The sequence below is a fragment of the Candidatus Cloacimonadota bacterium genome, from assembly GCA_012516855.1.
In the GTDB taxonomy this organism is placed as follows: Bacteria; Cloacimonadota; Cloacimonadia; order Cloacimonadales; family Cloacimonadaceae; genus Syntrophosphaera.
Genome location: JAAYWB010000016.1, coordinates 78997 through 93667, shown reverse-complemented (window position 1 = coordinate 93667; position 14671 = coordinate 78997). Strand labels below are relative to the sequence as shown.

The 14671-nt window shown below is 53.6% G+C and carries 16 protein-coding genes; 15 read left to right on the top strand and 1 reads right to left on the bottom strand.

Annotation, left to right across the window (positions count from 1 at the left end; genetic code table 11):
* The first annotated feature begins 211 nt into the window (after nt 1–211).
* The 15 genes from GX466_01570 (at nt 212) to GX466_01500 (ending at nt 13173) form a co-directional block, all read left to right on the top strand.
* Nucleotides 212–487, top strand: a complete 276-nt coding sequence (locus GX466_01570; protein ID NLH92903.1) for a hypothetical protein — start codon at nt 212–214, stop codon at nt 485–487.
* Between the two features lie 243 nt (nt 488–730).
* Nucleotides 731–1516 carry a hypothetical protein gene (locus GX466_01565; protein ID NLH92902.1) on the top strand — a complete coding sequence of 262 codons (786 nt, stop codon included), beginning with the start codon at nt 731–733 and terminating at the stop codon, nt 1514–1516.
* Nucleotides 1513–2046 carry a PIN domain-containing protein gene (locus GX466_01560; GenBank protein NLH92901.1) on the top strand — a complete coding sequence of 178 codons (534 nt, stop codon included), beginning with the start codon at nt 1513–1515 and terminating at the stop codon, nt 2044–2046. Before GX466_01565 ends, GX466_01560 begins: the two co-directional genes overlap by 4 nt.
* Nucleotides 2047–2278: 232 nt before the next feature.
* Complete coding sequence (locus tag GX466_01555; protein ID NLH92900.1) at nt 2279–2527, top strand: hypothetical protein; 249 nt, start codon at nt 2279–2281, stop codon at nt 2525–2527.
* Nucleotides 2528–2583: 56 nt separating this feature from the next.
* Nucleotides 2584–3714: a cyclic nucleotide-binding domain-containing protein gene (locus GX466_01550; protein ID NLH92899.1), complete on the top strand. Its 1131-nt coding sequence runs from the start codon at nt 2584–2586 to the stop codon at nt 3712–3714.
* A gap of 197 nt (nt 3715–3911) precedes the next feature.
* On the top strand, nt 3912–4103 hold the full coding sequence (locus GX466_01545) for a 50S ribosomal protein L28 (protein NLH92898.1): 192 nt from the start codon (nt 3912–3914) through the stop codon (nt 4101–4103).
* 106 nt (nt 4104–4209) lie between these two features.
* The gene (locus GX466_01540; GenBank protein ID NLH92897.1) at nt 4210–5196 is read left to right on the top strand and encodes a MoxR family ATPase; all 987 of its coding nucleotides are present in this window, start codon (nt 4210–4212) and stop codon (nt 5194–5196) included.
* Nucleotides 5197–5204: 8 nt separating this feature from the next.
* On the top strand, nt 5205–6101 hold the full coding sequence (locus tag GX466_01535) for a DUF58 domain-containing protein (GenBank protein NLH92896.1): 897 nt from the start codon (nt 5205–5207) through the stop codon (nt 6099–6101).
* Nucleotides 6098–7012: a hypothetical protein gene (locus GX466_01530; protein NLH92895.1), complete on the top strand. Its 915-nt coding sequence runs from the start codon at nt 6098–6100 to the stop codon at nt 7010–7012. Before GX466_01535 ends, GX466_01530 begins: the two co-directional genes overlap by 4 nt.
* Nucleotides 7005–8000 (top strand): VWA domain-containing protein, encoded by a 996-nt coding sequence (locus GX466_01525; GenBank protein ID NLH92894.1) that lies wholly within the window; start codon nt 7005–7007, stop codon nt 7998–8000. The genes GX466_01530 and GX466_01525 overlap by 8 nt, the downstream gene beginning before the upstream one ends.
* Before the next feature lie 4 nt (nt 8001–8004).
* Nucleotides 8005–8979, top strand: coding sequence for a VWA domain-containing protein (locus GX466_01520; protein NLH92893.1), 975 nt, complete (start codon nt 8005–8007; stop codon nt 8977–8979).
* A complete protein-coding gene (locus GX466_01515) occupies nt 8976–9614 on the top strand; it encodes a tetratricopeptide repeat protein (GenBank protein NLH92892.1) in 639 nt (212 codons plus the stop codon). Before GX466_01520 ends, GX466_01515 begins: the two co-directional genes overlap by 4 nt.
* Entirely contained in the window at nt 9611–11437 is a 1827-nt protein-coding gene (locus GX466_01510) for a protein BatD (protein NLH92891.1), read from the top strand. The genes GX466_01515 and GX466_01510 overlap by 4 nt, the downstream gene beginning before the upstream one ends.
* Nucleotides 11434–12207: a hypothetical protein gene (locus GX466_01505; protein NLH92890.1), complete on the top strand. Its 774-nt coding sequence runs from the start codon at nt 11434–11436 to the stop codon at nt 12205–12207. Before GX466_01510 ends, GX466_01505 begins: the two co-directional genes overlap by 4 nt.
* Before the next feature lie 9 nt (nt 12208–12216).
* A complete protein-coding gene (locus GX466_01500) occupies nt 12217–13173 on the top strand; it encodes a D-glycerate dehydrogenase (protein NLH92889.1) in 957 nt (318 codons plus the stop codon).
* Between the two features lie 359 nt (nt 13174–13532).
* Here the strand turns inward: GX466_01500 and GX466_01495 are convergent, their stop codons facing one another.
* Nucleotides 13533–14663, bottom strand: coding sequence for a hypothetical protein (locus tag GX466_01495; GenBank protein NLH92888.1), 1131 nt, complete (start codon nt 14661–14663; stop codon nt 13533–13535).
* Nucleotides 14664–14671: the final 8 nt, after the last annotated feature.

Here is a 14671-nt window from a genome sequence, read left to right as displayed (position 1 = left end):
CTTGTTGCGGAGGAGCTTAATATGGCGGACACACTGCGTTTGCCCGTGGTAGCGGAGATCGTGGGAAGGGGTCCTGTCGTCCATGCTCGCGGGGCTCGCTGGACGCCAGGGATGCGCTGGATTCCGGGTCAAGCCCGGAATGACGTGGTGGGGTGGTGAGTTATGAGTGGAGAGTTGATACGGGGTCGATAAGGCAATGAAGGAGAAAGAGATGAAAAAGGAACGGGAGTATTTTGAGTACACGTGCCCGCGGTGCGGGCACACGGCTGAATCGAAGGTGTTTCACCGGAAGCTGAATCCGCTGGTGGTGATACTGCTGGTGGCGCTGATCCTGGTGCCGGTGTGGATAGTTTTGTCGGGTAACGCGGCAGATGGGACCTTTCCGATATTCGCGGTGATCTGCGTATTGGGATTTTGGGCGCTGGCGAAATACGAGGATGATACTAAAGCGCGGGCTCACTGCCCCAGGTGCAGGAAGCGGTTTTAGGGTTACGAGTTATGAGTTGAGAGTTGAGAGTTTCACGCGGATGTCGCAGAAAGGAAGCACAGAATGGCACGGAGCGGAGTTGGGTTGTAAAGTGCGAAAAACGAAAATCAGCTTGACAGAATATATCTATAGATAAAGTCGTGTGTTATCCGAGTTATTTGTTATTTTCCGATCTTGCGAGTCCTCATAATTATGATGTTTTAGAAAGGCAGGTAATCAGGTGTAAGAATTAAAGGAGATATTATGGATGGATATGGATTTAGATTCTTATCAATATCCCCTAAAGATTTATCAGCATCTAAACTGGGAGATCTTTTAAAGCATTATGAGGCAGCCATTAGGAGCGAGTATAGGCTTAGCACTGGAGATAGGCCCGAAGATGCTGGGATAGTGGCACTGAGCAGCATTGAGGACAATTGCACTACTTTAAGATTCATTTTATCAGCCCTGTTTGTGACGATTGCAGCCCGGATTGGTGTAATTCCGAAGCCTAATCAAAGTTTTCTCAACAATTATTCTCCAGCTACCAGGACACTTTATCATGACTTCTATAGTCTAAGCTCACATTACAATACTCCAATAGAGTCTTTCGCCTTTTCATCTGGCAGGCCAGATGATTTAAGACGCTTATCCATAATATCCCCAGAAGATATATCCAGAGCCTCCAGTGCCATAGTGGAAAGCAAAAAGACCCTGTATGGCAAAGTGATAACTGTGGGGGGTAAAGGGCCAAGGGTAGGGATTGAGCTCAGTGAAAGCACGGCACTAAGCTGTATTGCATCAAGAGAGTTGGCGCTTGAAGCCGCAAGATATCTATATCAAGATGTGAGGGTAAGGGGGGAAGCCAAGGTTGTTATTTCGTTGGGAGAGCCGTCCATAAAAGATTTTACTATTAAAGAGATAGAACAATTTGAGCCTCTTCCGCCCACAGATTTGGTTGATATTCTCAAACCTCATATAAAAGATCAGCTTAACCGTATTGACAACATAGAAGAGTTCTTTCACAACTTGAGGGAGGAAGAAGAATGAGTGGCAGAAAGGTGGCGTTAGATACCTGTGTTTTGGGCTGGGCACTCAGGGATAAATACACAGAGAGTGACAAAGCGAAGAAGATCAGGGCAGAGAGATTCTTCGCCAGGTTAAAAGAGGAAAAGGCGACGATAGTTGTTCCTTCTGTTGTTCTATTTGAGCTCCTATGCGTGTATTCCGATTCCGAAGAGGACACTGAAGCTAAAATCCAATTTTTAGACAAATTGTCGAAGCACTGCCAGATTGCAGATTTAGATATTATTGCGGCAAGCCATGCCGCCTCTTACTTCAATGCCACAAACAATGGGGATTGTGGATATGACAAATCAGAAAGAGAGAAGTCGAAGAGAAAGGCAGATACGATGATACTTGGACAAGCCGCTTGCAACGAGGTTAGCGATCTGATTACCAACGATGCTGGCTTCATCAGTTTGGCAAAAGCGCTGCATGAATCCAACAAGTGTCACGTATCTGTGGAGGATATTCCAGAAGATCCTCAGATGGAAATTGAGGAAGTTATTATCGAATAACTATTGGTAGAGACTGCCTTCCGCCCCGGCTTTTGCCGGGGCTTTTTTTGTGCTTTGTAAGTGCGTGTGGGATAGGGGTTTGAAAAGTATTTTGCATATTTGCACAGGAAACTTGACCGGGTTTGGGGAATGGGTTTGCTGGGATTTGTAGCCGCGGAGCTGATTGAGCGAGCGCTTTTTGGGGCTGCGCGGGGAAGAAAATGAACAGCCAAGGAAACAACAGGAGGAACCTATGGCCAAGCTGAACAAACTGAAGGTGGCTTACATCAGCCTGGTGAAGAAGCCGGCGAACAAGCGCGACATCGTGTATAAGAGCGCGGACAACCAGTTCAACCAGGAGAAGGAGATCCGCATCGTGAAGAGCGAGTCGGAGGGGCTGGTTGCTGGCGGACAGCCCGAGCTGCCAACCGGCTGGCCGATAATCGGCAAATTTGGGTTAAAACTTGGCTTTTCTCCACGCTGGGCGGCAAAAAAAGATTGACGACAAATCCTGAGATAAAATATAGGGGTTGATAATTTAAAAAACCGGGAGGAGCGATGAGCGCGAATCTGGACATAAATCAGCGGATAGGTTTGTTTGACAGCTTGGAACAAGACGTTGTGGAAAATTTCACTCAGGAACTTACCCGCCTCAAACTTAAAAAAGGGGAAATCCTTACCCTCGATTATAAGGAGAATCAGTCCCTTTTCCTAATCGAAAAAGGGAGCCTTGAAATCTCCTGTAAAAAGAAAAAAGGCGAAAAAGGAGAACTCACCCTGATCGTGGGACCGGGTGAATTTTGCGGTGAATTCGCCCTGCTGAGCAATGCTCCGGCAGACGCCACAGCCACCGCGCTCGAAGCCTCCGAATTGCTGGAAATACCCTACGACAAATTCAACAAGCTAAGCTTTTCCCAACCCGCCGTGCTTATCAACGTGATCCGCGCCCTCTCTGCCAAGCTTCGAGATACCAATCTCAAGTTTTCAGACCTCATAGATGATATGATCCAACGCAACCGCCTGACCGCCATCGGCATGACCGCCAGCAAGATCATTCACGATATCAAGACCCCCCTCACCGTGATTTCGCTTACCGCACAACTGATGGAATCCCTCTATCCGGACTCCTCGGAATTCACCCAAAGCATTGTGCAGCAAACAAAACTGGTGGATCAACTGGTGCGTGAAGTGCTGGATTACGTGGAAGGCACCCCCCACGCGATCATCCCCCGCAAAGTGGATATGAATAGTTTCCTCATGGACCTCAAAGAGATATACGGAGCCTCCCTGCGCGGACGCAACATATCCCTAAATATCGACAACCAATGCTTTGATCCCGTCTATTTTGATGAAGAACGCATCCGACGCGTGATCACAAATCTGCTTCGCAACAGTTCCGAGGCCATGAATGAAGACGGTGAGATCAGTATTGTCACTTCCCTCGCCGCAAACTGGCTGCAGATAAGCGTCATCGACAACGGCCCCGGCATACCAGAAAGCATAGTCCCCCAACTCTTTAAGCCCTTCTTCACCTACAACAAACCCAACGGCACCGGTCTCGGGTTGCCTATCTGCCAAAAAATGGTGCAAGAACATAACGGGCGAATGGATTACGTGCCTGTGGAACCTCACGGCTCCCGTTTCGACATCCGTCTGCCCCAAAACATACCCCTCGAAATAGCCCGCTGAGCCAAGAACCACTGCCAAAATAACCCAGCCAGATTAGACAGGCTGACTAAAGCTCACCGCGCTACAACCCATCATTTGCTTTTCGTGACCGATCCTGATCGGTGGCCGGGAATAAGGTCAGCCAATGTAAATAAACCTTGTCAAAAATGCGGAGGCGAAAAAGATGGCTTTCAAGAAATCAATCTGGACGGTGAAAAATGTCAAGAATATGCGATATATGTGGAAAGCAAGCCCAGGTCGGCAATCATCGCAGCCACGCGCTGAATGCCACCAAGAGGCGTTTTTATCCGAATTTGCATGAAGTTCGCGCTATCATCGGAAGCGGAATTAAGAAAGTGAAAGTCTGCTCTTCCTGCCTGAAGGCGAACAAGGTCCGCAAGGCGGTTTAACAGCCACAGCCAATGTCTTCGCGGAGCCGATAGACAATTTAATCTGATCGGGAATACGGTATCTGCCTGTTCCCGTTTTTTTTAGGGGGGATATATTGGAGAAATGATGAACATTGAAGAGATAAATCAGAAGGTGGAGCAGAGCTCAGCGGTTCTTGACAACCTTCGCGCCGAGATCGCCAAGGTGATAGTGGGTCAGGAAGCGGTGATAGATCGCCTGTTGATTGGGCTTTTGGCCAACGGCCACGTGCTGATCGAAGGAGTTCCCGGCCTGGCCAAAACCCTCATCCTCAGCACTCTCGCAGGCGCTTTCGACGCCAGCTACAAACGCATCCAATTCACCCCGGACCTCCTTCCAGCCGATATCACGGGCACTTTGGTCTATAACCAGAAAACCGGGGAATTCACACCCAAACAGGGCCCTGTCTTTGCCAATTTCATTCTGGCGGACGAGATAAACCGCGCCCCCTCCAAGGTGCAATCCGCGCTGCTGGAGGCGATGCAGGAACGCCAGGTGACCATCGGCGACACCACTTATCCCCTGCCCAAACCCTTTTTCGTGATGGCCACCCAGAACCCGATCGAACAGGAAGGCACCTATCCCTTGCCGGAAGCGCAGATCGACCGTTTTCTGATGAAGCTGAAGATAAAATATCCCAGTTTTGAGGAAGAAAAACTGATCCTGGACCGGATGGTGGTGGAGCGCGAACTGCCTGTTAAACAGGTTCTGCGGCCCCAGGACCTGGAAACCATGCGTGGCGTGATCGCAGAGCTGCACATGGAAGACAGGCTTAAGGACTACATCCTGCACCTGATCCAGGCTACGCGGCATCCGCAGCGCTATCCGCGGGTTTCAGCCCTGAACGGGCTTATCCAGTATGGCGCTTCGCCCCGCGCCACGATCTATCTGGCCCGCGCGGCCAAGGCGCATGCCTATCTTCAGCACCGGGGCTACGTGATCCCGGACGATATCAAGGCCGTGGGCAAAGACATTTTGAGGCATCGCATCATACTTTCTTACGAAGCCGAAGCCGAAGCCATGAACACAGATGAGATCATTACCCGCATCTTTGAGGAAATAGAGGTTCCCTAAGGAAAGCCATGCCAGCCCGCACACCGGCGGAAATCCTTTCCAGGGTGGAACGGATCGAAATTCGCGCCCGGGGCAGCGTTAGCGAAACTTTCCGCGGCGAATACCATTCCAGCTTCCGGGGACAGGGACTGGAATTTGCCGAAGTGCGTGAATACCAAAGCGGTGATAACTACCGTGACATAGACTGGAATGTTTCCGCCCGTCTGGGCATCCCTTATATCAAGAAATATCAGGAAACCCGGGAACTGAACGTGTTTTTCATCGTGGACGTTTCCGCCTCCCAGAATTTCGGCACCTCGGTCGCCTTCAAGCAGGAACGCGTTGCCGAAATCATCGCTCTACTTTCCCTTTCCGCGCTTTCGAACAACGACAAGGTGGGGCTGATCATGTTTTCCGAACAACTGGAGAAATATCTGCCGGCGCGCAAAGGCCGCAACAAGGCGCTGGAAATTCTCAGGGACGTCCTTTACCTGGAACCGAAACACCCGGGAACCAATCTAGGCGAGGCTTTCACCTTCGCCAGCCGCATCCTCAAAAAACGCTCGGTTATCTTTATCCTCTCCGATCTGTTTGATTCCGGCTACCAGAAATCACTGCGCCTATTGGCCCAAAAGCATGATGTGGTCGCCGTGCAGGTGTTGGACGAGGCCGAGCTTAGCCTGCCGGACGCTGGAGTTTTGAATCTGCGCGATCCCGAAACCGGAGCCACCTTGTATGTGAACAGTTCCCACAGCAGTGTGCGCAAAGCCTATAAGGCGGGTGTGAAAAAACGGCAGCAGGTTCTTGCCCATGAACTCAAATCAATGCAGGTGGACCATATCCTCATCCGCAACCGCGATTCGGCGGTGAAAGCGCTGCGCTCGTTCTTTGAAGAACGAAAACGGCGTCGGAGGACGCGAGGATGAAGAAGTGCCTGGCGCTGCTGATCGCGCTCTGGATGGTGCTCTCCGCCGCGGCAGTACTCAGCCAGAAACTAGTTGAAGCCGATGACCTGAGCGTGGGCGACCGCTTTGTGCTGGAAATCAGGCACGATACCGACCTCAAGAGCGTGGCGGTGCCCGATACGCTGACCAGATTCCACGTTTTGGGATGGCAGCTTCAGAAAGTCCCCCGCGGCAATGATTGGCTGAAAGTAACGATAGTGCCGCTGTATCCGGGTTCGCACAGCTTTCCCGCCCTGACGGTTAGAACCGCCGAAGCCGCTTCAGAGCCTCTTTTCACCGACCGCTTCCGGCTAAACATCATCCCGGTGAGGGCTGAGGCGGATACGCTGCTGGTGGATCTGAAACCTTTGCGCAAATATCCTCTCCAACTGCCCTGGTGGCTCTATCCGTTGCTGTTGGCGCTGGCTGTGTCGGGAATCCTTATCGTTCTTCTTCGCAAACCCCGGCCCACCAAAACACCAGACCCAGAACCGGTTGCCGCTCAGCCCGCCCCACCAGATCCGGTCTGGAAGATGGCCCTAGCCAGGCTTGACGAGCTCTGCGCTGAGGGACTGATGCTCCACGGCCATTACAAGCTTCATCACTACCGCCTTTCAGAAATCCTGAGACAGTTTCTGGAGCGCAAGTACCGCTTTGGCGCCCTGGAGATGTCCACTACTGAGATCAACTGGGTCACTCGGCGCATCAGGGTGGATTCGGCAGCGGAAGTTATTGATTTTCTGCGCCTCTGTGACAGGGTAAAATTCGCCAAATACATTCCCGGATTTGAGGAGACCGCGAACGCGGAAGAGTGGCTGCGTAGCTGGCTGCGTTCCTTTGAAGTTGAGGAAGCACAGAGAAAGATGGCCCAGGCAGGAGGTGGAGATGCTTAAATTCGCCCACCCCTGGTGGTTGCTGGCCCTGCTGCTGATACCTCTATACTGGCTGTGGCAAACCCGCTGGCAGAACGCCAGGAAAACGCGGCTGCCCTTCACCCGGCTGAACCTTTTACACGAGGTTGCCGGCGAGAATAAATTCTGGAGATACCTGTTTCCCGTGTTGCGGGCCCTCACCCTTCTCTGCCTGATCCTGGCTTTAGCCCAACCCCGCTGGGGACGCGGAACTCGGGACATCACCCAGAAAGGCGTGGACATCGTTTTGGCTGTGGATATCAGCGGTTCCATGCTGGCGCTGGATTTTGCCCCCCAAAACAGATTGGCGGCTGCCGTGAAAGTGGCGCGAGACTTCATCTCCAAACGCCCCAATGACAGGTTTGGCCTGGTGGCTTTTTCAGAATACGCCCTCACGCAGAGCCCGCTCACCTATGATCACATCTCTATGCTGGAACAGCTTGGCCGACTGGAGGTGAACCAAACGGCTTCTGCAACAGCCATCGGGCTTGGCCTGGCCAAGTCAGTGGCCCGCCTGAAAGACAGCAACGCCAAAAGCAAGGTGGTGATCCTGATAACGGACGGGGTGAGCAACACCGGTGAGATCGATCCGGAAACCGCAGCCAGGATGGCAAGCTCTTTCAAAATCAAGGTGTATCCCATCGGCGTCGGCACCAACGGATTTGTGGATTTTCCCATCACTGATCCACGCTTTGGAACCTTTTACAGCAAAACTTTTGTGGAACTGGACATGGAAACGCTGAACCGCGTGGCACAGATCACAGGCACCGGAAAAGCAGCCCAGGCCAGCGATAGCGACCAGTTGCAACAGATCATGGACAATATCGATACTCTGGAAACCACAGAATACAAAACGAAGGTGCGCTACATATGGACAGAGCAGTTCATGCCCCTGTTGTGGACGGCGTTCGCTCTGCTGCTGCTGGAACTAATTCTGCGCCTTTTGGTTATGCCAGTATTGCCGGAATGAAAAGATGAACGTATTTTATCCCCAAAATCTCTGGTTGCTGCTGGTATTGATACCCCTAGTCCTGTTGGTCACGGTATTGGAGCGGAGGAGGCGCAAGCGTTTTTCCCGCTTCGCTGAAGCGCAGTTCTATTCTGAATATCAGAAGCACCATTCACCTTTCTTTCAGGCATTAAAAGCCGCGCTGACGACTCTGGCTCTGGTCTTCATTATATTCGCGCTGCTGCGCCCGCAATGGGATTACGAAACAAGAGATTACGACACCAGCGGGCTGGATATCATGGTCTGCCTGGATATTTCCAGAAGCATGGATGCCACAGACATCACACCCTCAAGACTGGAGAGGGCCAAACTGCAGATCAGCGCTTTGATTGACAGACTCAAAGGAGACAGGGTGGGTTTGATTTCCTTTGCCGGGGTCGCCACTATGGAATGCCCCCTCACGGACGATTATGAAAGCGCCCTTTTGATGCTTGGTAGATTGAACACCAACTCGGCAGCGCGCCCGGGAACGGATATAGGCGGGGCGCTGGCCCTGGCGGAAAAAGGCTTTCTGGGCGCGGGCGGCAGCAACGTGCTGCTGTTGATAACCGACGGTGAGGATTTGGGTAACAACACCCTCACACAGGCTCAGCGTCTGAGCTCTCTGGGAGTGAAGATCTATACCATGGGCGTGGGAAAAGTAGAAGGATCGCTGGTGCGCAACCCCTTCTCCGGCGAGCAGATACTATCCAAGCTCGATGCCCGCAGGCTGCGCGAAATCGCGGCCACAGGCAAGGGGAAATACTTTTCCGCAACTCCGGGGCAGGGTGAGATTGACAGCATCCTTCAAGACGTTTACAGTGCTGAAAAGGGTTGGGACCGCAGCCGCCACCTGACCACGCTCAAGGACCAGTATTCCCTTCCAGCGGCGGCAGCACTATGCCTGCTGCTGGCTGAAAGCTTCATCCTGCCTCAACGCAGAACGAGGAAACGAAAATGAAGCTGCCGCATCTCGGCCTTCCCGCGAAGCTGATTTTGGCACTAAGCTTGCTGATCCTGGCGTTCCTGCTTTTCGAACTGCTGTTCCGCCCCGGAGTGATCCGCCACGCCCTGGCTTCAGCTTCTTACAACAGGGGAAATTACAGGAAGGCGGAGAAAACCTGGTCAGGCTTGCGCGATCCCAAGGACAGTGACCCCATCCCGGAAAACAGCCTTGGCAAGGCGCAATTCCGCAACGGCAAATATAACGAGAGCATTAACAGCCAGGAGGATGCGCTGAAAGAACAGGACAAGGTGGCGCAATTTCACTATGACCGTGGCAACGCCCTCTACCGGGGCAAGAAACTGGATGAAGCCCTAAAGGAATACAGATCGGCCATGCTGCTGGACCCAGACGACCAGGACGCCAAATCCAACTATGAACTGGTCCTTAAACGCCAGGGCTACAAACCGCCCCCTCCAGAGCCTTCACCGGAAAAGCAGGAGGACGAAGAGCAGCAGCCAGCCCCGGAACCACCCTCTGAGGAAGACCTGGAGCAGTATCGCAACCTGCTGGACGCGCTGGACCAGCAGGAAGCCCGAAACCGACAGCAGAAGGGGCACCCGAGTCCCAAAGGATCTGATAAATGGTGGTGAATAAGTATCTAACGGTAATATTCGTGCTCGTCTGCTGCGCGGCTTTGACAGCCCAGAATGTGAAAGTCTCAGCCACTCTGCGCGACGGCACCATCGGGCTTTCAGACCAGATGCAGCTCGAACTGAAGATCAGCAGCGATAAAAAGCTGGATATGGCTGCCCCTGCCGCTCCACAGGTTCCCGGCCTCAGTTACCGCAATGTGCTGAGCAGCACGGGAGTTCAGAGTTCTTTCATCAATGGGAAGTATTCCAGCTCGCACACCAAAACCTTCACCTACATCTATCTGCCTCAAAAAAAAGGCATATTCAAGGTCCCAGGCTTCAGGCTCCGAATCGGGGGAAAGGATTACGCCACGCCCGACCTTTCCATTACCGTGGAAGACTCCGCCACCACCACTAAACCGCCTCAGCAGTATAGTTTTGACCCCTATTACGATCCTTTCGGCGGCATTTATCCAGACCGCAGCCGCAGCCAGGGTGAGACGGTGCTTCTCTGTTTGCCGGAAAGCCAGAGCGTCTGGCAGGGCGAGCCGGCCATCATTTCCTATTACATCTACACCGATCAGCGGATGGATTCCTTCTATTCGGAAAACGAGAATGATTATCCCGGCTATGGCAAATCGGTTTACGAGCAGCCTCAGAATCTCAATTATGAGGATGTGCAATACAAAGGCCGCCGCTTTCAGCGGGCTCTGATCAAGCGTTCGGCCATTTTCCCCCAAACCACGGGACGCCTGCAAATGCCCACTCTCACTGGCAAGATCCAGTTTTCGGGATTTTACAGCTATATGAACCGCAAGGTGGATTCCTCGCCGGCATATATTAACGTGAAACCCTTGCCAGCCGGCAAACCGGCCGGATTTACCGGGGCAGTGGGAAAATTCAGCGTAAACCAGGTCTATTCAGCCTCAAAAGTCACTTTGGGTGAGGCGATCACCTGCACCGTCCAAGTATCCGGCAAAGGCAATTTCAGCCAGTTCACCTCGCCGCTTTTTCCCTCTGTGGATAAATTCCAGGTCTCGGAACCAAGCGTGGATGACAAACTGCGCAATCCGCTGGAAGGCACACGCCATATCAACTACACCCTACTGCCCCGCGAGACCGGGGAATTCACCCTGCCCAGCGTAACCTTTAGCTGGTTTGACACTTCCAGCGGCACCTACAAGACCTTCCGGGGCCAACCTCAAACGGTGAAAGTGAAGCAGGGCAACGTGCTGTCATATTTCTCCGGATTGCTCGAAGCGGATGCCCCGAAAGCCATGAACCCACTGCTGAACCGAGCCATCCATTCCGATTTTCGGCCCTACGTTTACCGACCCTGGTTCTGGCTGGTTTTGGCGGTTCTGCTACTTTCACTGATCGCGTCCGGCATCATATCCCACAACAATCGTCTGAGCAGGGAAGACCCTGCGGCTTATGCTATAAAAACCGCCAACCGGGTATTGAACAAGTATTTGCGCCAGGCCACGGAAGCCGCCTCCAGGCTTTCGCCAGAGTTTTATCCACTGGCCGAAAGCGGACTTTCACAGTATCTGGCCAAGAAATTCGGCATTTCCCGCAGCCTGGGCACCGGCGAACTCCTTAACAAGTTGCGGCAAAAGGACCTTCCTCCACGATTGATTGAGCAGATGGAGGAATTTCTGCTGCTGTGCCAGGAAGCGCGCTACATGCCCGGTGGAACCGAAGCGACCGACCTGCACGGAGCTTTGCTGAAGCTTCGCCTGTTGGTTCAGGCCCTCAGCCGCCTGCGCTCTGGCAACGGAAAACCCCGAAACGGATTCTCGGCAAATATGGGTAACAGCTTGCCGGAGGAGAAGCAATGAAGAAAATCCTTACCCTGCTGATGCTGTCCGTCTGCGTGTTTCTGGCAGCGCAAGGCCAACCGGAACAGCAGTTTATGCTTCCGGGCGATTCCCTCCGGGTTTCCCACAATGATTACAAGGCCACTCTTGACAGGCTGGCCCCACTCGTGGAAAAAGGCATCCGAAACGCCGATCTGTATTATGATCTGGGTGTCTGTCACCACCACCTGGGCAACGAGGGCCAGGCCGTGCTCAACTTCCTACGCGCCCTGAACATAGATTCCTCCCATCCCCAGGCCCGGGAAAACCTCGTTTACATCCACGCGCTTAATCCAAACCTGCCCCAGGAGCCGCGTCAGCCATATCTGGTGCAGATTTTCCTGAATGTTTACGCCTACTTTTCCCTCAACCGGCTGGCTGTCATGGTCCTGGTCCTCGCCCTGCTCACCACGCTCAGCCTGCATTTGCTTTTCCACTACCCACCGGAACGGGAGCGCGGCCTTCCGGTTCTTTTGGTGCTTACCTTCGGGATTCTTCTGCTCTTTTTCAGCGGCGCCCTCGCGGTGAAGCACCACCGTTGGCTGCATAACCCCAAAGCGGTGGTTTTAAGGCCTGCGGAACTGCGGACTAGCCCGGGCTCGGGCAGAATGCTGAAGGAATTAGTGCCCGCCACTACTGTAACGATAAAGTCTGCCTCGGGAACCCAGATGCAAGTTGTTCTACCGGACGGCCTTAGCGGCTGGATTGACAGACAGGCCATTGAACCGGTGGTCCCAAACCAAAAACTATAGGAGATAGCCATGCCCAAACCCAAGATTTTCATAACCCGCAATATCCCCCAGCCTGCTCTGGACAGGCTCGCGGAAGTTTTTGACATCAGCATCCACGCGAACGACAAAGCCATTGGCAGACAGCAGCTTATGGAGGCTGTAAAGGACATGGATGCCCTGCTTTGCCTGCTAACGGACAGCATTGACAAAGAACTGCTGGAGGCTGCCCCGCGGCTGATATGCGTATCCAATCTTGCCGTTGGCTTCAACAACATCGACCTGGAATACGCCAATAGCAGGAACATAGCTGTCTGCAACACCCCCGGCGTGCTCACAGAAACCACCGCCGACCTCACTTGGGCGCTGCTGCTCGCCTGCGCCAGACGCATGGTGGAGGCTGACAACTATGCCCGCTCAGGCCGTTTCGAAGGCTGGGAACCATTGCTGATGCTGGGAGTGGACGTTTTTTCCAAAACCCTTGGCATCATCGGCATGGGCCGCATCGGCAGCGCCGTGGCCCGCCGCGCCGAAGGTTTCGGGATGAAGGTGCTCTGGTTCGATCCCCAGGTCGATCCCAAAACTGTTTCCGACAAATACGAGCGCGCTGACCTCCGCCACCTCTGCTCCAGCTCCGATTTCATCAGCATCCACGTCCCCCTAACCCCCGACACCCATCATCTTGTCAACGTGGAACTGCTCTCCCTGATGCGGCCGACAGCCGTGCTGATAAACACTGCCCGGGGCCCGATCGTGGATGAGGAAGCGCTGATCAAGGCGTTGCAGGATAAAAAGATCGCCGCCGCCGGGCTGGACGTGTTTGAGAATGAGCCGGAAATCCCGGCTGAGCTTCTCGAGTTGGAAAACGCTGTCCTGTTGCCGCACATCGGCTCCGCCTCCATCGAAACCCGCACCAAAATGGCCCTCATGGCCGCGGAGAATGCCATCGCCGTGATCCAGGGAACGGAACCGCCCGCGCGGGTCAACTGAAATCCCGATTTTCCCGCCTGATACCTGCCCTGCCATTAATCGGGCCAATGTCCGGCTTGCCCTCTTTTTAGCCTGCTTCCCTGCTTAGCCCCTCAGGGTGCGGCTCTCATATTCTCCCCGCATTATGCCCGCATTCAATGCGGGCATTGTGCGGGAGGCAACTTTGTGGGGAACTTGACCGCCTTCATGAGGAATGCAAGGTCATCCCACGCCACAACAGGATGTTGGCTCGAAACTTCGTGAGTTCCGCCTGTCCGGCAAAGGCATTGATTCACCCCAGATAATGCAGCGGGGTTTTCCAGCTTCGAAAAAAGGCGGTCCGAAGACCGCCTGTATCACATTGAAGGTTAATTCAGGGTTCAGGTTTCGATCACTTCCACGTTGGCGCGGGGCAGGATCATCTTGCTTCCGTCCTCGAACTGGGCTTCCAGCACACGGACGAGGGTCTCGGATTCCACTTTTGTAAGCTCTTCCGGTAGACCGGTGACCTTGGCGATCTTGCCAAAATTCGGTTGGCGGATCACGCGGATGAGCGTTCCCGGCTCAAGCACTGGCATGGAGCTTTCTTTCACCACCAGTTCAGTTTCGTCGAAGGGCAGCGGCACGATTATCTCGGGGCGGATAACGCCGGCGCGGATCTGGGTGCGGCCGTGGATGGAGGTCTTTTTGCCGTTGAATCTGTTCAGCAGTTCAAAGGTCTTGCGGGCCATGGTTATCTTGCCAAAGCCTTCCGTGACCACGATGGTGATGCCGATATTTTCGTGTCCGGTGATGGCCACGCCGATATCGTAGCCCAGGAGTTTCTTGATGTCCTGGTCATCGATTCCGCCTGTGATGATGGCTTTGGCTCCGTGTTTGCGGGCGGCTTCGATCACATCGAAAGACACGAAGGAGCCGGTGACGATGATCTTGCCGGCGCAGGCTTCGGTGATTTCAGCCGTTGTGACCTCGGCATCCGGGGATTTGGCAATGACCATGATCTCGCCGATGGTTTCGCCACCGATTCCAAAGATGCCCTGGATGTAGGCGCTCTTGTTTTCGATGATGACGCCTTCCTCTGGCATCACGTCGGTTACCACGCCGTCGATGAAGGCTTTCACCTGCACGGGGATGCGCGGTTCTCGAAGCAAGACCTGTCCGGTGACCGAGGAGATGCTTTCCACCTCTCCCTTCACGGGTGAGCGGACATCGTTTTTGAACAGCCCGGTGCCAAAGAGGCCTTTGGTTTCTGCCAAAACGGTGTTAGTGTCGATTTGCTGCCCGGCTTCGATCTTGATGAAATTCATCAGTTGGGCGGGCGTGACGCCAAGTTTGTTGGCCAGGTTGAAAGGCACCACCTTGCCAGGAAGCAGGGTTTCCGCCACCACGGTCTCGGCTTTTACGTGATCGCCCTTTTTCACAAGCACCTGGCCCTTCAGGGGCAGGATACGTTCTTTTCTCAGAATTATGTTGTCAGTTACTGTGAGTCCGGCAGAGTATGCTTGTCCCATTCTTTCCT